Origin of the sequence: Alterirhizorhabdus solaris, assembly GCF_007785815.1 — a bacterium.
GTDB classification, from domain to species: domain Bacteria; phylum Pseudomonadota; class Alphaproteobacteria; order Sphingomonadales; family Sphingomonadaceae; genus Alterirhizorhabdus; species Alterirhizorhabdus solaris.
On record NZ_VNIM01000077.1, the window covers coordinates 1 to 19904 of the forward strand.

Genomic DNA, 19904 nt, shown 5'->3' on the forward strand with positions numbered 1-19904 from the left:
CCGTGGTGCCGACCACACCCTCCACCCCGACCAACTTCAACACCAGCGAATATCGCGCCTCGGGCGGTCTGGTGCAGGCCAGCGCGATCACCGCCTACGATGCCGGCTTCACCGGGCGCGGGGTGGTGGCGGCGATCGTCGATGGCGGGATCGACACGGGCAACGCGGATTTCGCCGGGCGGATCAGCAACGCCTCGGCCGATGTCGGCGGGTCGCGCGGCACGATCAAGGACGAGGGCGGCCACGGCACGGCGGTGGCGGGCGTGCTGGGCGCGGCGCGCAACGACAGCGGGCCGCTCGGCATCGCCTTCGACGCCACGCTGCTGATCGCGCGATCGGATACGCCGGGCACCTGCGCCACCAGCGACGGCTGCAAGCATACCGACACCGCGATCGCACGCGGGGTGGACCTCGCCACGCAGAACAATGCGCGCGTCATCAACCTGTCGCTCGGCGGATCGGCGGCGGACGCCACGTTGCGCGCGGCGATCGCCCGCGCCACGGCGGCGGGGATCGTGGTGGTGATCGCCGGCGGCAACGATGCCCGCGCCGATCCCGATGCGCTGGCGCAGATCGCCAACGACGACACCATCGCGCGCGGTCTCGTCGTGATCGCGGGCGCGACCAACCAGGCGGGCGATATCGCCACGTTCAGCAACCGCGCGGGCAATGGCGCCACGCATTATCTGATGGCGCTGGGCGAGCGGGTGCTGAGCTACGATGAGAATGGCGCGCTGTTCCTGTTCAACGGCACCTCCTTTTCCGCACCGCTGATCTCTGGCGCGGTGGCGTTGCTGGCGCAGGCCTTCCCGAACCTGACCGGGCAGCAGATCGTGCAACTGCTCTATTCCACCGCCGCCGATCTCGGCACCGGCGGCATCGATACCACCTACGGGCGCGGCGTGCTGAACCTGTCGCGCGCGTTCCGCCCGCAGGGGCAGACCTCGCTCGCCGGTACGGCGGTGGCGGTATCGCTGGAGGGGAACGGCATGCTCTCCGCCGCGATGGGCGACGCCGCGATGAAGTCGGGCGCCTCGGCGGTGCTGCTCGACGGCTACGGCCGCGCCTACGGCTATGCGCTGGGATCGAGCCTCGCCCGCCCCGCCCCGGCGTTGCGACTGGCACCGGCGCTGGCGGGTGGGCTGCACAGCGTCTCGTTCTCCCGCGACGGATCGGTCGCGGCCGTCTCGATCGCGGGCGACACCTCCTCCACGGTCGAGCGGCTGACGCTGGCCCCCGGCGAGGCGCGGCAGGCCCGCGCGGTGGCGGGGATGGTGGCGAGCCGGCTCTCTCCCGACCTCGCCGTCGCGTTCGGTTTCGCGCAGGGCGGCCGCGCGCTCGGCGACACGTTGCGCGGGCAGTCGGGCGGCGCCTTCCTGATCGCCGCCGATCCACTGGCCGCGCCGGGGTTCGAGCGGCGGGCGGGCAATGCGATGGCGCTGCGGCACACGGTCGGCCGGCTCGGCCTCACCTTCGCCGTCGAGCAGGGCGATGCGCTGACGCCGCGTACCGCCACGTTCAGCGCCCGCCGGCAGGATCGGCTGCGCGGCGGTTACGCGATGCTCGGCGTTACGCTCGACCGCGCGATCGGCCCGCTCGCGCTCAATGCCGGGGTCAGCCGGTTGCGCGAGAGCGATACCGTCCTCGGCGCGCGCTTCGGCACCGCCTTCGGCGCAGGCGGTGCCATCACCGATTTTGCCGACGCCTCGGCCACCCTCACCCCCGGCGACGGCTGGGCGATCGGCGCGAGCGTGCGGCGCGGGTGGACGCGGATGGCCGCCGGCGGCGTGTCGACCGGCGGATCGCTGCACAGCGGCGGCCACGCGATCGACATCGCCCGCACCGGGCTGTTCGGCAGGCGCGACCGGTTGGGGCTGCGGCTGGCGCAGCCGCTTCGCGTGGCCTCGGGCGGCTACGCCCTCTCGCTGCCGGTGGATTATGATTATGCCAGCGGCACCGCACGCTTCGCCGCCACCCGGCTCGACCTGTCGCCGCAAGGACGCGAGCGGGACGTGGAGGCAAGCTGGGCGACGCCGCTGCTGGCGGGCTGGCTCACCACCAACCTGTTCTGGCGACGCGACCCCGGCCACATCGCCGCCGCGCCCGACGACGTGGGAGGAGCGCTGCGCTTCGCCCGCCGCTTCTAGCCGGCGGTCAGGCCACCTCCAGCACCGCGCTGAACTCCAGCCGGTTACGCGGCGTCTCGTAGACGACGGCCGGACGTAGTTTCGTCAGGTTCAGGCGGAACAGCGTTTCGATGATGACGGCAAAGCTGGCGGGCGTGAAATACCAGGCATGGACGTCGATGTAGTCGCCTGCGGCCGCGGCATGTCGATCCATACCGGCTGTCACGCGATACGCTTCATCCGGGCCGAACGGCGTTCCATGATCGCCCATCCAGTGCATCTCGGAATTATTGTGCGTCGCGAACGCATGATTTTCGATCACGCTCATGAGGCTGTGCACCCGCCGCCGGACCTCATGCGCGTCCACCACCTGCGCGACGGTGCTTTCGGCCATGAAATGATCGAAACAGAAGCGTTTATCTGGCACAAGCAGATAATAGCGCCCACCCGGCTTCAGCACCGCCGCCACCTCGTTCAGGTGGCGGACCAGGTCGGGCTGATGCTCGATCGCGTGCGAACTGAATACCGCGTCGAAACTGTCGGTAACGTCGCCCAGATCACCGAGATAGTCGATCCGTTCCGGGCAGTTGGTCGCATCGAGGCCGATTTCCGCCGCGCGCGCGCGCAGCCCCTCCGGGGTCAGCACGTCGAGATATTTCACGTTCGGCCCGGTCAGCACCGGGCTGCAGAACGGTCCGATCTCCAGCGCGCTGGCCGCCGCACGCGGCATTTCGACGAAGACCTCGCGCACCGCCAGCGCCGCCGCCACCCGGCCTTCCGTGCGCCCGTACTGCCGGTAATGCTCGGCGGCCTGCTCGGCGTTCAGATGCGCCAGATCGGGATTGGTGGCCCGGTAGAAGTCGATATCGAAAGCGGGCGTCAGGAAAGCTGGCATGGTTCGGCGTCGTCCGTATTCTTGGGTCGGTTCGGCGCGCCTTCTGCCATGCCCGGCCGGGCTGGTCGATCCCACGCTTTTCGACGTATGGGGTACGTCCGTGCAGGACGGCAGATCGAGTCGACGGGCAACGGGATCATCGTTGCCGTCCCGCCGAACAACCGCAAGGATTTCCGATGACATTCAGCGACGACGATCGGCACCGCCCCATCTTCCGCCAAGCGAGCACGCGCGCATGACGGCGGTCCTCGTCCTCGGCGGCAACGGCCAGCTCGGACAGGCGCTGGGCCGTGCGCGGTGGAGCGAAGGCACCGTCGTGCACCGGCCCGGACGCGACGTGATCGACCTCGCCCGGCCGGAGAGCATCGCCACGGCGCTGGCGGCACACCCCTATGACATCGTCGTCAACGCCGCCGCCTTCACCGCCGTGGATGCCGCGCAGGACGATGTGGCCGGCGCATTCGCGATCAACGCCACCGGCCCGGCCATCCTCGCCGACGCCACCCGCCGCGCCGGGCTGCCGCTGATCCACGTCTCGACCGACTATGTATTCGATGGCTCGGCCACCGGCGCCTATCCCGAGGACGCCACGCCGCAGCCGCTCGGCGTCTATGGCGCGAGCAAGCTGGCGGGCGAGTATGCGGTGCTGAGCGGTAATCCCCGCGCCATCGTGTTGCGCACGGCGTGGGTCATCAGCCCGTTCCGCGCCAATTTCCTGAAGACGATGCTGCGGCTGGCGGCGGAGCGCCCGGCGCTGCGCGTGGTGGACGACCAGCGCGGCTCCCCCACCTCGGCGGACGATCTGGCCGAGGCCATCGCCGCCATCGTCCCCCGGCTGGCCGGGGATGCGGATGCGCCGACCGGCATCTATCATTTCGTCAACGCCGGGGAGGCGAGCTGGTGCGAACTGGCGCGTGAGATCATGGCGTGCAGCGCATCCCGGGGCGGCCCTTCCGTGCCGGTCGAGGGGATCCCGACCAGCGCCTTTCCCACCCCTACTCGCCGCCCGGTCAACTCCCGCCTCGCCACCGGCCGCCTTACCCGCGACTACGGCATCGAGCCGCGCGACTGGCAGGCGGCGGTGCGCGATATCGTCGCCGACCCGGCGGCGATGCCAACGGCACCGGCCTGAGCGGGTGGCCCCTATCCGCCGCCGCCGGTGATGCCCGAGCCGTTGCCGTTCGGCGACAGGCTCGCCACGCTGGCGGCGGTGGTGGGCTTCGGCCTGCTGATCTTCGAGCGGTTGTGGTGGTCGAGCGACATGGCCTTCCTGCTCGCGCTGGCGCTGCTGTTCGCCGCCGCGGCCCACTTCGCCTTGGCGACCACGCGGATGCGGCGGGACGACGGCTGACCGCCCGCTCTGCCCGCGTCGGGGGCTTGGTCAGGCCACGCCTGCTCTGCTAGCGTCGTCGACAGGGCTGGAGGAGACCGACGGATGACCGCCGACGAGCGATCGAGAGCGACCGCGCAAGCACATGTCGCGCTCTATCACGTAACGACGCTGATCCTGGCCGCGCTGGTCGATCGCGGCGTGCTGCTTCCGGCCGAGGCGGGCGGTATCGTGCGCGACGCGGCGCATACGCTGGAGCCGATGGGCGACGACAGCGAACTGCTGTCGCTCTGGCGCGATCGCTATGGGCAGGTGGCGGCCGAACTCGAGGCAGCCCCGCCCGGCAAGCCGCTGCAGCCCAGCCCGTTCCCATCCTACGCGCTCCAGTGGGGACGCTCCCCGGGCTGAACGCATGTCGGAGGCCGGGCTTTTGGCAAAGCCCGGCCTCCGCCCCCGATACGCGACGCGGGGGAACCGTTTTGGGCGACGTGCCCTGTTCCGGAAATGAGGGTCAGCAGTTGCGATCGATGGCGCGGCCCGCCAGCGCACCGACGCCGGCGCCTAGGATCGCCCCGGTCGTGCCATCGCCGCGATTGTAGCGGCCCTGGCCGACCTCGTTGCCGAGCAGCCCGCCGGCGATCGCGCCGATGATCGTGCCGCCCGTGCCGTTGTCGCGGCAGCGGCCACGCCCGCCGTAATAGCCTCGGCCGCCACCGTAACCGCGATCGGCATAATAGCCGCGACCACCGCCGTAATAGCCCTGGTTGCCGCCATAATAGCCGCGACCGCCCGAATAACCGCGGCCCCCGTAATAACCCCGGCCACCATCGTAGCCGCCCCGGCCATAGCCACGGCCGTATCCGCCGTGACGATCACCGCGAACCTGCTGGTAATAATCGCCCTGTCCGCCCCATGGACGTGCCTGCGCTGCCGCCGGCACCAGCGCGATGGCGGCCATCGCGGCGATGGCGGAAAGTGTGATCGACTTGCCCGGCATGATCTTTCTCCTGACTCGGCCCGGCGGACGATGTCGCCGCCTGCGGCGCCGCGTCTTCCGGCATGAAGGGGCTTATGCAACGAGTCGCGTGGCCCATCGCTGAACGCGCATGTTAGCCGGCGTTCAGGTTGGGCGGCCGCCGGATCGCCGCTACAAGCACGCCATGCGATCGACTTTCCTGATGCCGGCCCTGCTGCTGGCGACGTTTCTCATGCCCTCCTCCACCCCGCTGGCCAGCCCGATCATCCTGGCAACGCCGGTGCCGCTCGATCGCGTCGATCCCGCGCGCACGCGGCTGGGCGCCCTGCGCTATCTCGGCGGGTGGGAACTGGCGAGCACCGATCCGCGCTTCGGCGGGCTGTCCTCGATGATCTGGCGGAACGGTCGTCTGTTGGCGATCAGCGATGCCGGCGCGGTGTTCGACATCGCCGTCACGGGCAAGGTGCCGAGCGGGGCGGTCCGCGGGATGCTGCCTGCCGGCCCCGGCACCGGGGAGGCCAAGAGCGATCGCGACGCCGAGTCGCTGACAGCAGATCCCGCGAGCGGGCGGCTGTGGGTGGGGTTCGAGGCGCACAACGCGATCTGGCGTTACGATGCCGCCCTCGGCCGGGCCGAGGCCCATGTGGAGCCGTCGGCGATGCGCAAGTGGCCGGGCAACGGCGGGCCGGAAGCGATGGTCCGCCTGCGCGACGGACGTTTCCTCATATTCTCGGAGGAAGCACCCGGCCCGGCGAAATCCACCGCGCTGCTGATCTTTCCCGGCGATCCGACAAAATCGGACGCCGTGCCGCTGCTCGCCGGCTACCGCGCGCCGCCGGGCTATGCCGTCACCGACGTGGTGGCGCTGGACGACGGCAGGCTGATCCTGCTCCACCGCCGGTTCACGTTGATGGAGGGGGTGTCCGCGATCGTCTCGCTGCTCGATCCGGCGCGGATCCGGCCGGGGCATGCGGTGGAGGCGACGATTCTCGCCCGGCTCGCGCCGCCGCTGACGGTAGACAATATGGAGGCGGTCGCAGTGTCGCGCGAAGGCGGGCGCACGATCCTGTGGATCGCGTCCGACGACAATTTCAGCCCGCTCCAGCGCACGCTGCTGCTGAAGTTCGCGCTCGTACCGTGAGGCGATCCGCGCCACGCACGGAAAGACCGGCCGATGCGCGAGGCATTGGCCGGTCTTTCCACATCCACAGCCCCGGCCGCAGCCGGCGCGTCACGTCAGGTCAGGCGGCAGCCTTCTTGACGATATCACGCTTCAGGCGACGTGCGCGCAGCGAGAGATCGTCGTCAGACGTCTTGAGCAGCCAGTTGTCGAGGCCACCGACATGCTCGACCGAGCGCAGGCCGTGCGTCGAGACGCGCAGCTTCACGCCGGTGCCGAGCGCATCGGAGAGCAGCGTGACGTTCTGCAGGTTCGGCAGGAATGTCCGCTTGGTCTTGTTGTTCGCGTGGGAAACGTTGTGACCCACCTGCCGGCCCTTGCCGGTCAGCTCGCAGATGCGCGCCATACTTTATCGCCCTGAATGTTCGGTTGCCCGGAAAGTGGCGGCAGGTAACCGGCGCACCGGGATTCGTCAACCTGTCCGTCCGATCGTCCATGCCGTGCAACCGTTACGGGTCTAGACCGTTCAGTGGCAGTCAAATAGCAACAAAAGGGAACTTCAAGATGCGCGCAGCCCTAATCGCCCTGGTGGTCATAGTCCTGATCGCCATCGTCGCGGTGGCGACCGGATTCGTCAACCTGAGCGGCGATGCCGGCAAGCTGCCGGAAGTCTCGGTTAACGGTGGCCGCGCGCCGACGGTCGATGCGGATGTCGGCAAGGTCGTCGTCGGCACCAAGGAGACTGCGGTCGACGTGCCGAAGGTCGAGGTCGGCACCACCAAGGAAACGATCGACGTTCCCGTCGTCGGCGTCCAGAAGGCCGATGGCAAATAATCTTCCCCCTCGGGAACGGCCGGGCGCGGCGGCGATCGTCGCCGCGCTCCTGCTGCCACCCCTCGGCATCTTTCTGGTGCGTGGGCTTGGACTGCCGTTCTGGATCGGTGTCGGCCTGACCTGCCTCGGGATAATCCCCGGCATCGTCTTCGCCCTCCTCACGATATTCCGGGCGCCGCCCGTGGAAACACGTCCCAAGAAGGTAACGGCCTGAGCTTTCGCGTCAGGCCTGTTTGTCTTATCCGGCCCCGTGCCGTTTCCGCTGCCCCCACCGATGCGTCTCGCGCTGGATCTCGCCGCCGAAGCGGCGCGAGCGGGGGAAGTGCCGGTGGGCGCCGTGGTCACCCGAGCCGGGCAGGTCGTCGCGACCTCGGCCAATGCCATGCGAACCTCCCATGACCCCACTGCCCATGCGGAGATGCTCGCGATCCGTCGCGCCGCCGCTGCCTTGCAGGCGGAACGGCTCGGCGACTGCGATCTGTGGGTCACGCTCGAACCATGCGCGATGTGCGCCGGCGCCATCGCCCATGCCCGCATCGGCCGGCTTTATTATGCCGCCGCCGATCCCAAGGGCGGCGCCGTCATCCATGGGCCACGGCTGTTCGGCCAGCCGACATGCCATCATCGTCCGGAAATATACGGCGGGATCGGCGAAGGAGAAGCAGCCTCGCTGCTCCGCGCCTTCTTCGCGACCCGGCGCCGCTGATCCATCAGGATACGAATCCAGACGGCGGCAGTGTCACCGACAAGCCCGCGAAACGACGATCCCGCGCTGCCTCTGACAGCGACCCTGGATGCATCCGAATTTAAGGAGAGGATGATGGGGCGATCGACGGGGATTGAACCCGCAACCTCCGGTACCACAAACCGGCGCTCTAACCAATTGAGCTACGACCGCCACGACCACGCCGAAGCCCGGGTTCCATAGGAGCGTGTGCCCCCCAGCGTCAAGACACCCGATGCCCTTGCGCCGCGCCATGCAAAGCGACAAAGACCGCGCGTGCTTTCCCAACGAACCCGCTACGCCATCCGCGCGCTCCTGCATCTGGGGGATCGCTATGGCGAAGGCCCGGTGCAGCTGACCGAAATAGCCGAGGCGCAGAATATCCCCGGCAAGTTTCTCACCGTCATCCTTTCCGAAATGAAGCGGGCCGGGCTGGTGGAGACGCTGCGGGGCAAGGAGGGCGGCTACTGGCTCTCCCGCCCGCCGGCCGATGTGACCTATGGCGAGATCGTGCGGCTGACGCGCGGATCGCTGGCGCTGGTGCCCTGCGCCGCGCGGCTGGCCTACACTCCGTGCGATCACTGCATCGACGAGGCGACCTGCCGGCTGCACCACGTGATGCTGTCCGTCCGCGACGAGACCGCGCGGATCCTCGACGGGGTTTCGCTCTCGCAAAAATTGTTAGATTGAGCGAAGCAAATGTTGGCGGCCGACGCCTTGTTGATCTTGACGGTAGACTATAGGCGAGATGCCATGAAACGGACCAAGATCTCCGCCGCGCTGGCGACCTCCGCACTGCTCGCGCTTGCCGCCTGTTCGGGTGGCGGCAAGACGAAGGGCGAGGTCGACCTGCTCAACGTCTCCTACGATCCCACGCGCGAGCTGTACCGCGCGATCGATCCCGGCTTCGCCACCGAATGGAAGGCGAAGACCGGCGAGACGGTGAACATCAAGATGAGCCACGGCGGCTCGGGCAAGCAGTCGCGCGCGGTGATCGACGGGCTGGAGGCGGACGTGGTGACGCTCGCCCTCGCCTACGACATCGATACCATCGCGGCCAAGACGAAGAAGCTGCCGGCCGACTGGCAGGCCCGCCTGCCCGACAACAGCGCGCCTTATTATTCCACGATCGTATTCCTCGTTCGCAAGGGCAACCCGAAGAACATCCATGACTGGAACGACCTGATCCGCCCCGGCGTGCAGGTCATCACGCCCAACCCCAAGACGAGCGGCGGCGCGCGGTGGAATTATCTCGCGGCCTGGGGCTATGGCCGCAAGACCGGCAGCAGCGATGCGGCGGCACGCGATTACGTCACGAAACTCTACAATAACGTGCCGGTGCTGGACAGCGGCGCGCGCGGCGCTACCACCACCTTCGTCGAGCGCGGCATCGGCGATGTGCTGATCGCGTGGGAGAACGAGGCGATGCTGGCGCAGCAGGAAATGGGCAAGGGCCAGTTCCAGATCGTCGCGCCGTCGGTATCGGTCCTCGCCGAGCCGCCGGTCGCGGTGGTCGACGGCAATGCGAAGAAGCACGGCACCCAGGCGGTGGCCAAAGCCTATCTCGATTATCTCTACACCCCCGCCGCGCAGGAACTGATCGCCAAGGCCCACTATCGCCCGCGCAACGCGGCGGTGGCTGCGAAATATGCCGCCACCTTCCCGCAGATCAAGCTGCTGACGATCGACGGTGATTTCGGTGGCTGGGCGAAGGCACAGGCCCAGCATTTCGCCGACGGTGCGATCTTCGACACGATCTTCGCGCAGCGGCGCCGCTAGGCGTCATGACGGCGACGGGGGCGTCTCTGGGATCGACGGCGATCGAGGGCAAGCTCCGCTCGCCGGCGCGGCCCTATGGCAAGAAAAGGTCGATCATGCCCGGTTTCGGGATCACGTTCGGCTTCACCATCTTCTACCTGTGCCTGATCGTGCTGGTCCCGCTGTCGGCGGTGTTCGTGCGGTCGGCCGGGCTGGGGCCGGCGCATTTCGTCGATGTCGGCTTTTCGGCGCGGGCGATGGCCTCGTACCGGCTCAGTTTCGGCGCGGCGGCGGCGGCGGCGGCGGTGAACAGCGTGTTCGGCCTGCTGATCGCCTGGGTGCTGGTGCGCTACGAGTTTCCCGGCCGGCGGCTGGTGAGCGCGATGGTGGACCTGCCGTTCGCACTGCCCACCGCGGTGGCCGGCATCGCGCTGACCGCGATCTACGCGCCCAACGGCTGGCTGGGCCAGTATCTCGAACCGCTCGGGATGAAGGTCGCCTATACGCCGCTCGGCGTGGTGGTGGCGCTGGTCTTCGTCGGCCTGCCGTTCGTCGTCCGCTCGGTGGAGCCGGTGCTGGCCGATCTGGGCCATGACGTGGAGGAGGCGGCCGCCTCGCTCGGCGCCGGGCGGGTGGACACGTTCACCCGCGTGATCCTGCCCGCGATCGGCCCAGCGCTCCTGACCGGCTTCGCGCTCGCCTTCGCGCGCGGGGTGGGGGAATATGGCTCGGTGATCTTCATCGCCGGCAACATGCCCTTCGTGTCCGAGGTGTCGCCGCTGCTGATCGTGACCCAGCTCGAGCAATATGACTATGCCGGCGCCACCGCGATCGCCAGCGTGATGCTGGTCGCCTCGTTCGCGTTGCTGCTTGTCATCAACCTGATCCAGATCTGGAGCCGGAAGCGGATGGCCGCATGAGCGCCACCCCTGCCCCCGCGCACCAGCGCGCCACCGCCGAGTCGCCCGTTGCGCGGATCGTACTGATCGGCGTCGCGCTGGCATTCCTCGGGCTGTTCCTGCTGCTGCCGCTGATCGCGGTGTTCGCCGAGGGGTTGCAGCGCGGGATCGGTCCGTTCCTCGATGCCATCGTCGAGCCGGACGCACTGTCGGCGATCCGACTGACGCTCACCGTCGCGGCGATCAGCGTGCCGCTCAACATCGTGTTCGGCATCGCCGCCGCCTGGGCGATCACGAAGTTCGATTTTCCGGGCAAGGGGCTGCTCATCACGCTGATCGACCTGCCCTTCTCGGTGTCGCCGGTAGTGGCGGGGCTGATGTACATCCTGCTGTTCGGGTCGAGCGGCTGGTTCGCCTCCGTGCTGGCCGATCAGGACATGCAGATCGTGTTCGCGGTGCCGGGCATCGTGCTGGCGACGATCTTCGTCACCTTCCCGTTCGTCGCGCGCGAGCTGATCCCGCTGATGCAGGAACAGGGGCGAGACGACGAGGAGGCGGCGCTGTCGCTGGGCGCGAGCGGCTGGCAGACCTTCTGGCACGTCACCCTGCCGAACATCCGCTGGGGGCTGCTGTACGGCGTGCTGCTGTGCAACGCCCGCGCGATGGGGGAATTCGGCGCGGTATCGGTCGTCTCCGGTCACATCCGGGGCGAAACCAACACGATGCCGCTGCATGTAGAGATCCTCTACAACGAGTATAATTTCGTCGCGGCGTTCGCCGTGGCATCGCTGCTGGCCGGCCTCGCGCTCGTGACGCTCGTGCTGAAAAGCGTGCTGGAATGGCGCTTCGACTATCATCGCGGGGGCACCGGGCATTGATCGAGGGCGCGCACTGATGGGCATCACCGTCTCAGGGATTTCCAAGCGTTTCGGCGCATTCACCGCGCTGGGCGATATCGACCTGGAGGCACGGCCGGGCGAATTCCTCGCGCTGCTCGGCCCCTCCGGCTCGGGCAAGACGACGCTGCTGCGGATCATCGCCGGGCTGGAGTTTCCCGACACCGGCACCGTCGCGTTCGACGGCGTGGACGTGACGAACCAGCCGATCACTGATCGCGGCGTCGGCTTCGTGTTCCAGCAATATGCGCTGTTCCGCCACATGACGGTGGCGGACAACGTCGCCTTCGGCCTCACCGTGCGCAAGCGCAGCACCCGTCCGGCCAAGGCGGAGATCGCCCGGCGGGTGGAGGAACTGCTCGATCTGGTGCAGCTGAAGGATCTGGGGAAACGCTACCCCGCGCAGTTGTCCGGCGGGCAGCGGCAGCGTGTGGCGCTGGCCCGCGCGCTGGCGGTGGAACCGCGCATCCTGCTGCTGGACGAGCCGTTCGGCGCGCTGGACGCCAAGGTGCGCAAGGACCTGCGGCGCTGGCTGCGCGAGCTGCACGATCGCATGGGCCTCACCTCCATCTTCGTGACGCACGATCAGGAAGAGGCGCTGGAACTGGCCGATCGCGTGGTGGTGATGGACCATGGCGTGATCGAGCAGGTTTCCGCGCCGGAGGCGATCTACAACGATCCGGCCTCCGCCTTCGTGTTCGATTTCGTCGGCGAATCGAACCGCCTCCCGGTGTCGGTGCGTGGCGGGCGCGCGCATTTCGGCGGCCATGCCTTCGATGTCGCCACCGACGGCACGCGCGACGGGGACGCCACCCTGTTCTTCCGCCCGCACGACGTGGAGATCGTCGGGGCCGGCGCGGCCGCCTTGCCGGCGGTCGTCTCGCTGGCGCGCCCGCGCGGCGGCGGCACCCGGATCGAGGCGCGGATCGAAGGCCGCGAGGCACCGCTCGAACTGGACTACACCGGCGACGCCCCGCCCCGCCCCGGCGACCGCATCGGCGTCCGCCCATTGCGCGCGCGCCTGTTTCCAGCCGGTTAGTCGCTTGTTCGCCCGCGCCATGCTAGGTGTGAGCGATGCAGACCGAGATCGTTCGCCCCCTCCGCCCCGCGCTGCTGCGCGGCTTCGCCGGCCGTTGCCCGAAGTGCGGCGACGCCCGGCTGTTCGGCCGTTTCCTGAAGCCCGTCGCGTCGTGTCCAGCCTGCGGGGAGGACTGGTCGCGTCATTCGGCGGACGATTTCCCGGCCTATATCGTCATCATCCTGCTCGGCCACCTGCTGCTGCCGGTGGTCGTGGAGGTGAACAACCTGTTTTCCCCCGGCATGGTCGCGCAGATGATCCTGTGGCCGCTGTGCGCGGGGCTGCTGGCGCTGGCGATGATCCAGCCGGTGAAGGGCGCGGTGATCGCCTTCCAGTGGGCGCGGCGGATGCACGGCTTCGCTCCCGTGCGCACCTGACCGGCCCTTCCGCCCTGCCGGCGGCAGGTCGATCCGGCGTATCCCGGCGGCCGCCGCGGCGATCATGCACCCCGCATTTGCTCATCACCCCGGCCTGCGCTAGCAGCCGGTAATGCCAAACATTTTATATGACCCGAACCGGATTCTCCGCGCGAGCGTGCGATGAGCCTGCGGGCCGATCTGCGCGGCGCGACCGCCGACGATCACAACCGGCTCGATGCGGTGTTCGGGCAATATGATCTTGCCGACGCGGCGGCGTATCGCCGCTTCCTGCGGGCGCACGCGCGGGCGTTGCAGCCGGTGGAGACAGCGATCGCCGGATCGGCGGCGACCCACGCATGGCAACCACGGGTGCCGCTGATCGCGGCCGATCTCGCCGCACTCGGCGAACCGATGCCAGAAGCGATGACGATCGATCCGCCCGGCGCGGCCCGGCTGTGGGGCATGCGTTACGTCGTGGAAGGCTCCCGGCTGGGCGGCGCGATGCTGGCCCGGCAGGTGGGCGCCGGGCTGCCCGCCGCCTATCTCGGCGCGCAGCACGGCAAGGGCGAATGGCGCGGCTTCCTGGAGGCGCTGGAGGGCGCCGGGGATGCCGGTGGCGCCGAATGGCGGGCAGAGGCGGGGGGCGGGGCGCAGGCGGCTTTCGCGCTGTTCGCCGCGAGCGCAGCACAGGAGGCAACCGATGGCCCACGCTGAAGCCCCGCCGCCGGTGGACCTGACCAACTGCGATCGCGAGCCGATCCATATCCCCGGCATGATCCAGCCGTTCGGTTTCCTCGTGGCGTTCACCGCCGACTGGCTGGTGTCGCGCGTGTCTGCCAACGTCGCCGACTTCATCGGCTTTACCCCAACACAGATGCTGGGCAAGCCGGTCAGCGCGGTGTTCGACGAGGAGGCGATCCACTCGATCCGCAACCGCATGACGATGCTGCGCGGTGGCGATTCCGTCGAGCGGCTGTTCGACGTCGAGCTGGTCGCCGGGCATGGCGGCTTCGACGTCTCGGTGCATTTTGCCGGCGATATCGTGGTGATGGAGGCCGAACCTGCCACGGGCGACGAAGTGGAGGCTTCCACTCTCGTCCGCTCGATGATGGCCCGGCTGGGCCAGACCGAGGGGCTGAAGGGTTTCTTCCGCGAGGGCGCGCGGCAGGTGCGCGCGCTGACCGGCTTCGACCGGGTGATGGTCTATCGCTTCGACCATGACGGTGCGGGCGAGGTGATCGCCGAGGCGGTGCGGCCCGGCGTCGACAGCTTCCTGGGGCTGAACTACCCGGCGTCCGATATTCCGGTGCAGGCGCGCGCGCTCTACCTGCGCAACATCTTCCGCGTGATCGTCGATGTCTCCAGCACGCCCGTGCCGGTCGTCCCGACGCTCGATCCGCGTGGCGCGCCGCTCGATCTGTCGCTGGCGATGATGCGGGCGGTGTCGCCGATCCATATCGAATATTTGCGCAACATGAGCGTCAAGGCGTCGCTGTCGATCTCGATCGTCGTCGATGGGCGGCTGTGGGGGCTGTTCGCCTGCCACCACAACGCACCGCGCCTGCCCGGCATCGCCCATCGCGGGGCTGCCGAACTGTTCGGCCAGATGTTCTCGATGATGCTCGAAAGCCGCGAGCGTCGCGAGGTGGCGGATTACGAGACGCGTGCGCGTGGCGTATCGGACCGGATCATGGCCGCCGTCGCGCAGGATGCCGAGGTGCTGGCCGATGCCGTGTGGCTCGGCGAGATGGTGTCCGACCTGATCCCGTGCGACGGCGTGGGCGTCTATATCGACGGCGCGCTGTCGCTGTCCGGGATGACCCCGGGGCGGGCGCAGTTCGAGGAAATCGTCACCACGCTGAACCAGGTGGCGGCGAGCGCGGTGTTCGCCACCGATTCGATCGCCGGCATCCTGCCGGCCGCCGCCGATTATGCCGATCGCGCCGCCGGCCTGATCGCCATACCGCTTTCGCGTTCCCCGCGCGATTACGTGGTGCTGTTCCGGATCGAGCGACTGCGCGCGGTCCGTTGGGCCGGCAACCCGGACAAGCCGATCGAGCATGGCCCCAACGGCCCCCGGCTCACCCCGCGCAAGAGCTTCGACGAGTGGTCGGAACTGGTGAAGGGCAAGGCGATGCCGTTCACCGCGCCGGAACAGCGCGTCGCCGAGACGCTGCGCACCGCGCTGCTGGAGGTGGTGCTGCGCCTGTCGGACAGCGCGACGCAGGATCGCCGCCGCGCTAACGAGCAGCAGGAGCTGCTGATCGCCGAGCTGAACCACCGCGTCCGCAACATCCTGTCGCTGATCCGGGGGCTGATCTCGCAGACGCGCGGCACCGCCCCCACCCCCGAGGCCTTCGTCGAGACGCTGGACGACCGCATTCAGGCGCTGGCCCGCGCGCACGACCAGATCACCAGCGACCGCTGGGGGCCGGCGCGGCTGATCGACCTGATCGAGACGGAGGCCGGCGCCTTCCTCGGCCAGAAGCGCGATCGCGTGCGGCTGACCGGGCCGAACGTGCTGATCGAGCCGGGCGCCTTCACCACGATGGCGCTGGTATTCCACGAACTGCTGACCAACGCCGCCAAATACGGCGCGCTGGTGGACAGCGGTTTCGTCGCGATCGACTGGAAGGTGGACAAGGACGGATCGCTGCTGATCGACTGGCGCGAGGAAGGCGGCCCCGCCGTGGTGGCGCCCACCCGGCGTGGCTTCGGCTCCACCATCATCGAACGGTCGATCCCGTTCGATCTCGGCGGCACGGCGGAGGTGCGCTATCGCCTGTCGGGCTTCACCGCGCACTTCTGCGTGCCGGCGCGCCATGTCGCGCGGGTGCTGCGCGATGCCCCCTCGCGCAAGATCGCCGCGGCGGCGGCCCCGGTCGGGCGCGGCGTGCTGGACGGGCAGACCGTACTGCTGGTGGAAGACAGCATGATCATCGCGCTGGACGGCGAGGACGCGCTGAAGGCGCTGGGTGCCGACACCGTGCTGACGGCGGCCACCGTGGCCCGTGCGCTGACGATCATCGAGGGTGATCTGCCGCCCGATTTCGCGCTGCTCGATTTCAATCTCGGGATCGAGACGAGCCTCGCCGTCGCCGACGTGCTGGCCGCGCGCGGCACGCCGTTCGCCTTTGCGACCGGCTATGGCGACCAGCTCGACCTGCCGGAACGGCTGGCCGCCACCCCGATCATCCGCAAGCCCTATGGAACGGACACGCTGGGCCGGGCGATCGCCGCGTTGACCGCGCCCGTCTGATCGCCCCCGCCCGGCCCCCCTGCCCGGAAAGAGCCCGCAGACCATGACGACGCCGCCCGACGCCCGTTTCCACTCGCTCCACGCGCAGGGCTTCGTCCGCGTCGCCGCCTGCACCCCGCGTGCCACGGCGGGCGATCCGGCGGCCAACGTGGCGGCGACGCTGGACCTGTTCCGACAGGGTGACGCGGCGGGCGCGGATCTGCTGGTGTTCCCCGAACTCGGCCTGTCCTCCTACGCGATCGACGACTTGCTGTTGCAGGAGGCGCTGCTCGATCGCACCGAGGCGGGCATCGCCGAGCTGGTGGCGGCGAGCGAAACGCTGTCGCCGGTGATCCTCGTCGGCGCGCCGCTGCGCCGGCTGGGGCGGCTGTACAATTGCGCGGTGGCGATCGCGCGCGGGCGTATCCTCGGCGTGGTGCCCAAGAGCTTCCTGCCCAACTACCGCGAATATTACGAGAAACGCTGGTTCGCCGCCGGCGCGGGCCTTGCCGGCCTGTCGATCGATGTGGCCGGGCAGACGGTGCCGTTCGGCCCGGACCTGATCTTCGCCGCCAGCGATCTGGCCGACTTCGTGTTCCATATCGAGATCTGCGAGGATTACTGGGCGCCGCTGCCCCCCTCCACCCACGGCGCGCTGGCGGGCGCGCTGCTGCTGTGCAACCTCTCGGCCTCGAACATCGTCGTCGGCAAGGCGCGCGAGCGGACGTTGCTGTGCGCCTCGCAGTCGATGCGCGCCCAGGCCGCCTATATCTATTCCGCCTCCGGCCCCGGCGAGAGCACGACCGATCTGGCGTGGGACGGGCAGGCGATGATCTTCGAGCTGGGCGAGGAGCTCGGCCAGTCCGCCCGCTTCGCCGACGATCCCGAGCTGCTGGTGCGCGATATCGACGTACAGCGCCTGCGGCTGGAGCGGATGCGGACGCCCACGTTCAACGACGCGGTCGTCGCCGCCGGCCCCCCCGAAACGCGCTTCCGCCGCATCGGGTTCGCTCACCGCCCCGCCTTCGCCGATCTCGGCCTGAAGCGCGCGATCCGCCGCTTTCCGTTCGTGCCGAACGATCCGGCGCGGCTGGACGAGGATTGCTACGAGGCGTTCAACATCCAGGTGGAGGGCATCGCCAAGCGCTTCGCCGCCACCGCCAGCAAGACGATGGTGATCGGCATCTCCGGCGGGCTGGATTCCACCCACGCGCTGATCGTGGCGGCCAAGGCGTGCGACCGGCTCGGCCTGCCGCGTGACCGCATCCTCGGCTTCACGATGCCCGGCTTCGCCACCGGCGAGGAGACCAAGGCGAACGCGTGGGCACTGATGCGCGCGGTGGGCATCACCGCCGCCGAGATCGACATCCGCCCCGCCGCGCGCCAGATGCTCGCCGACCTCGGCCACCCCTATGCCGATGGCGCGCCGCAATACGACATCACCTTCGAGAACGTGCAGGCCGGGCTGCGCACCGATTACCTGTTCCGCCTCGCCAACCATAACCACGGCTTCGTGATCGGCACCGGCGACCTGTCGGAACTGGCGCTCGGCTGGTGCACCTACGGCGTCGGCGACCAGATGAGCCACTACGCCGTCAATTGCGGCGTACCCAAGACGCTGATCCAGTATCTGATCCGCTGGTGCATCCGCTCGAACCAGTTCGATGGCGAGACCGACCATATTCTCGCCGCCATCCTCGGCACCGAGATTTCGCCCGAACTGGTGCCTGCCGATGCCAGCGGCGCGATCCAGAGCACGGAGGCGAAGATCGGGCCGTATGCGCTGCACGACTTCTTCCTTCACCACGTCGTCCGCCTCGGCCTGCCGCCCTCGAAGATCGCGTTCCTCGCCTGGCATGCGTGGCATGACGCGAACATCGGCGGCTGGCCGGCGGGGCTGCCCGAGGATGCACGCCACGCCTACGACCTGCCGACCATCCGCAAGTGGCTCGATTCGTTCCTGTGGCGCTTCTTCCAGACGAGCCAGTTCAAGCGATCGGCCATCCCCAACGGCCCGAAGGTATCGAGCAGCGGCGCGCTCTCCCCACGCGGGGACTGGCGCGCGCCCTCGGACGGCACCGCGCGCGTGTGGCAGGACGAGCTTGCCGCCGCCCTCGGCCCGGCGGGCGGCGCGGCCTGACGGCGCTTTCGTGAACGCCGCCGACTTGCTACGCTAGGCTCCACGGGGTCACGCCATGACGGGGGGAGCGGGATGGACTGGACGGACAGCGCCACCGGCACGGCGATCGTCGGGCGACCGCACGGCCGTATCGATGAAGCCAGCTGGGAGGCGTTCCTCGCCGGCATCACCTCCCGCATCCTCGTCGCAAGCGAGGCCGGCAAGGGCTTCGTCCTCGATCTGGCCGACGTGGACTATATGTCGTCGCGCGGCCTGCGCGTGCTGACGCTGGCCAAGCGCGAGGCGGACGGGCACGGCCTGACGCTCACGCTCGCCCGCCCGAACGAGCGGATGCGCGAGATCCTCGCGATCAGCCGCTACGACAGGATCTTCACCGTCGCCGACGATCTGCCGGCGGGGGCCGCGTGATGCGCGTGCGCTTCTGGGGTACGCGCGGCTCGCTCCCCGTCGCCCCCCGCGCCGACGTGTTTCGCCGCAAGGTGGCCAGGGCGCTCGTCGCCGCCGACGGCCGCCGCTTCGCCGACGAGGCGGAAGCGTGGGACTTCGCCGGCAGCGAACTCGATTTCGCCACCGGGCGCGGCTACGGCGGCGCCACCTCCTGCGTGGAGGTCGAGGGTGCGCCGGACGGCAGCTTCATCGTGTGCGACATGGGAAGCGGCCTGCGCGATTTCGGGCTGGACGCCGCCCGCCGCTGCGCCGCCGGGCACGCGCGCATCTACAATGTGTTCCTGTCGCACCTGCACTGGGACCATATCATGGGCTTCCCCTTCTTCGTCGCCGCCTTCGATCCGGGGGCCACGATCGTGATCCACGGCGGCCACGCCGACCTGGAAAAGGCACTGCGCCGCCAGCAGGAGGAGATCAGCTTCCCGGTCGCGTTCGACTGGCTGCGCGCCGACATCCGCTTCCGCACGCTTGTGCCGGGCGAGACGTACCGCATCGCCGGCATGGACGTGCGGCTGATCGAGCAGTGCCACTCGCACGCCTCCTACGGCTATCGCTTCGAGCATGATGGCAAGGCGGTGATCTACTCGACCGACGCCGAGCATCGCATCGACGACATGGAAAACGAGCGCGCGTTCGAGGCCTTCTTCCGGGGGGCCGACGTGGTGGTGTGCGATACGATGTATTCGCTGGCCGAGAGCGTGACGATGAAGGCCGACTGGGGCCATTCGAGCAACCTCGTCGCGGTGGACCTGTGCCATGCGGCAGGCGCCGACCGGCTGGTGCTGTTCCACCACGAGCCGACCTATGTCGACGAGGACATCCAGCGGATGCACGCCGAGACGATCCGCTACGAGGAGATCAACCGGCAGGATCGCCCGCCGCTGACGGTGGTGTGCGCCTATGACGGGCTCGAACTCGACGTCTGACCCCGCACCCGACCCGCCGCGACGCCCGGGCCGGGTACCGCTGGCCGGGCTGGCGGCGGCGCTGATCGCGGCGCTGCTGCTCCACCTGATCGGGGGCGAGGCGACCAGCCGTGCGCTGTTCGACCGTTACCAGCGCCTCGCCCCCGATCAGGTGGAGC

General features: G+C 69.1%; 23 protein-coding genes and 1 tRNA gene. 20 read left to right on the forward strand and 4 right to left on the reverse strand.

Translation table 11 applies throughout. The features are described from left to right. Nucleotides 1–2147, forward strand: a 2147-nt coding sequence (locus FOY91_RS15830) for a S8 family peptidase (protein WP_145154108.1), incomplete at its 5' end; no start/stop codon positions are given. Between the two features lie 7 nt (nucleotides 2148–2154). On the opposite strand, the gene FOY91_RS15835 is transcribed toward FOY91_RS15830, so the two are convergent. Continuing rightward, nucleotides 2155–3021, reverse strand: coding sequence for a methyltransferase domain-containing protein (locus tag FOY91_RS15835; RefSeq protein WP_203234598.1), 867 nt, complete (start codon nucleotides 3019–3021; stop codon nucleotides 2155–2157). A gap of 235 nt (nucleotides 3022–3256) precedes the next feature. Here FOY91_RS15835 and rfbD point away from each other — a divergent pair, with 235 nt between their 5' ends. From rfbD to FOY91_RS15850, 3 genes are all read left to right on the forward strand, one after another. Next, nucleotides 3257–4153 carry a dTDP-4-dehydrorhamnose reductase gene (rfbD, locus tag FOY91_RS15840; RefSeq protein WP_145154110.1) on the forward strand — a complete coding sequence of 299 codons (897 nt, stop codon included), beginning with the start codon at nucleotides 3257–3259 and terminating at the stop codon, nucleotides 4151–4153. A gap of 30 nt (nucleotides 4154–4183) precedes the next feature. After that, on the forward strand, nucleotides 4184–4372 hold the full coding sequence (locus tag FOY91_RS15845; RefSeq protein ID WP_145154112.1) for a hypothetical protein: 189 nt from the start codon (nucleotides 4184–4186) through the stop codon (nucleotides 4370–4372). An 84-nt stretch (nucleotides 4373–4456) separates the two neighbouring features. Continuing rightward, the gene (locus tag FOY91_RS15850) at nucleotides 4457–4759 is read left to right on the forward strand and encodes a hypothetical protein (RefSeq protein WP_145154114.1); all 303 of its coding nucleotides are present in this window, start codon (nucleotides 4457–4459) and stop codon (nucleotides 4757–4759) included. Nucleotides 4760–4862: 103 nt separating this feature from the next. Here FOY91_RS15850 and FOY91_RS15855 read toward each other — a convergent pair whose 3' ends face one another. Next, nucleotides 4863–5348 carry a YMGG-like glycine zipper-containing protein gene (locus FOY91_RS15855; RefSeq protein WP_145154116.1) on the reverse strand — a complete coding sequence of 162 codons (486 nt, stop codon included), beginning with the start codon at nucleotides 5346–5348 and terminating at the stop codon, nucleotides 4863–4865. A gap of 163 nt (nucleotides 5349–5511) precedes the next feature. Here FOY91_RS15855 and FOY91_RS15860 point away from each other — a divergent pair, with 163 nt between their 5' ends. Then, the gene (locus FOY91_RS15860) at nucleotides 5512–6468 is read left to right on the forward strand and encodes an esterase-like activity of phytase family protein (RefSeq protein WP_145154117.1); all 957 of its coding nucleotides are present in this window, start codon (nucleotides 5512–5514) and stop codon (nucleotides 6466–6468) included. 100 nt (nucleotides 6469–6568) lie between these two features. Here the strand turns inward: FOY91_RS15860 and rpmB are convergent, their stop codons facing one another. Then, nucleotides 6569–6853 (reverse strand): 50S ribosomal protein L28, encoded by a 285-nt coding sequence (gene rpmB / locus FOY91_RS15865; protein ID WP_145154119.1) that lies wholly within the window; start codon nucleotides 6851–6853, stop codon nucleotides 6569–6571. A 158-nt stretch (nucleotides 6854–7011) separates the two neighbouring features. On the opposite strand from rpmB, the gene FOY91_RS15870 reads away from it, so the two are divergent. The 3 genes from FOY91_RS15870 to FOY91_RS15880 are packed head-to-tail and all read left to right on the forward strand — an operon-like array spanning nucleotide 7012 to nucleotide 7987. Next, complete coding sequence (locus tag FOY91_RS15870) at nucleotides 7012–7281, forward strand: hypothetical protein (protein ID WP_145154121.1); 270 nt, start codon at nucleotides 7012–7014, stop codon at nucleotides 7279–7281. Further along, on the forward strand, nucleotides 7271–7495 hold the full coding sequence (locus FOY91_RS15875; RefSeq protein WP_145154123.1) for a YqaE/Pmp3 family membrane protein: 225 nt from the start codon (nucleotides 7271–7273) through the stop codon (nucleotides 7493–7495). Before FOY91_RS15870 ends, FOY91_RS15875 begins: the two co-directional genes overlap by 11 nt. A gap of 60 nt (nucleotides 7496–7555) precedes the next feature. Then, entirely contained in the window at nucleotides 7556–7987 is a 432-nt protein-coding gene (locus FOY91_RS15880; RefSeq protein WP_203234599.1) for a nucleoside deaminase, read from the forward strand. A gap of 115 nt (nucleotides 7988–8102) precedes the next feature. Here FOY91_RS15880 and FOY91_RS15885 read toward each other — a convergent pair. Continuing rightward, a tRNA-His gene (locus FOY91_RS15885) sits at nucleotides 8103–8179 on the reverse strand. A 102-nt stretch (nucleotides 8180–8281) separates the two neighbouring features. Between FOY91_RS15885 and FOY91_RS15890 the strand changes: the two genes are divergently transcribed. The 12 genes from FOY91_RS15890 to FOY91_RS15945 form a co-directional block, all read left to right on the forward strand. Further along, nucleotides 8282–8695, forward strand: coding sequence for an RrF2 family transcriptional regulator (locus FOY91_RS15890; RefSeq protein ID WP_145154127.1), 414 nt, complete (start codon nucleotides 8282–8284; stop codon nucleotides 8693–8695). A 63-nt stretch (nucleotides 8696–8758) separates the two neighbouring features. Then, nucleotides 8759–9784, forward strand: a complete 1026-nt coding sequence (locus FOY91_RS15895; RefSeq protein ID WP_145154129.1) for a sulfate ABC transporter substrate-binding protein — start codon at nucleotides 8759–8761, stop codon at nucleotides 9782–9784. A 5-nt stretch (nucleotides 9785–9789) separates the two neighbouring features. Beyond that, the gene (gene cysT, locus FOY91_RS15900) at nucleotides 9790–10683 is read left to right on the forward strand and encodes a sulfate ABC transporter permease subunit CysT (protein WP_145154131.1); all 894 of its coding nucleotides are present in this window, start codon (nucleotides 9790–9792) and stop codon (nucleotides 10681–10683) included. After that, entirely contained in the window at nucleotides 10680–11540 is an 861-nt protein-coding gene (gene cysW / locus FOY91_RS15905) for a sulfate ABC transporter permease subunit CysW (RefSeq protein ID WP_145154132.1), read from the forward strand. The genes cysT and cysW overlap by 4 nt, the downstream gene beginning before the upstream one ends. A gap of 16 nt (nucleotides 11541–11556) precedes the next feature. Continuing rightward, nucleotides 11557–12597, forward strand: a complete 1041-nt coding sequence (locus FOY91_RS15910; RefSeq protein WP_145154133.1) for a sulfate/molybdate ABC transporter ATP-binding protein — start codon at nucleotides 11557–11559, stop codon at nucleotides 12595–12597. Between the two features lie 35 nt (nucleotides 12598–12632). Next, complete coding sequence (locus tag FOY91_RS15915) at nucleotides 12633–13013, forward strand: DUF983 domain-containing protein (RefSeq protein WP_145154135.1); 381 nt, start codon at nucleotides 12633–12635, stop codon at nucleotides 13011–13013. Between the two features lie 162 nt (nucleotides 13014–13175). Continuing rightward, nucleotides 13176–13709 carry a biliverdin-producing heme oxygenase gene (locus FOY91_RS15920; protein ID WP_145154137.1) on the forward strand — a complete coding sequence of 178 codons (534 nt, stop codon included), beginning with the start codon at nucleotides 13176–13178 and terminating at the stop codon, nucleotides 13707–13709. Continuing rightward, nucleotides 13696–16254: an HWE histidine kinase domain-containing protein gene (locus FOY91_RS15925; protein ID WP_145154139.1), complete on the forward strand. Its 2559-nt coding sequence runs from the start codon at nucleotides 13696–13698 to the stop codon at nucleotides 16252–16254. Before FOY91_RS15920 ends, FOY91_RS15925 begins: the two co-directional genes overlap by 14 nt. Nucleotides 16255–16297: 43 nt before the next feature. After that, nucleotides 16298–18373 carry an NAD(+) synthase gene (locus tag FOY91_RS15930; RefSeq protein ID WP_145154141.1) on the forward strand — a complete coding sequence of 692 codons (2076 nt, stop codon included), beginning with the start codon at nucleotides 16298–16300 and terminating at the stop codon, nucleotides 18371–18373. Between the two features lie 72 nt (nucleotides 18374–18445). Then, the gene (locus FOY91_RS15935) at nucleotides 18446–18781 is read left to right on the forward strand and encodes an STAS domain-containing protein (RefSeq protein ID WP_145154143.1); all 336 of its coding nucleotides are present in this window, start codon (nucleotides 18446–18448) and stop codon (nucleotides 18779–18781) included. After that, on the forward strand, nucleotides 18781–19746 hold the full coding sequence (locus FOY91_RS15940) for an MBL fold metallo-hydrolase (protein ID WP_145154145.1): 966 nt from the start codon (nucleotides 18781–18783) through the stop codon (nucleotides 19744–19746). The genes FOY91_RS15935 and FOY91_RS15940 overlap by 1 nt, the downstream gene beginning before the upstream one ends. Further along, a partial coding sequence (locus FOY91_RS15945; protein WP_145154147.1) for a hypothetical protein occupies nucleotides 19721–19904 on the forward strand: 184 nt, incomplete at its 3' end. The genes FOY91_RS15940 and FOY91_RS15945, both read left to right, overlap by 26 nt.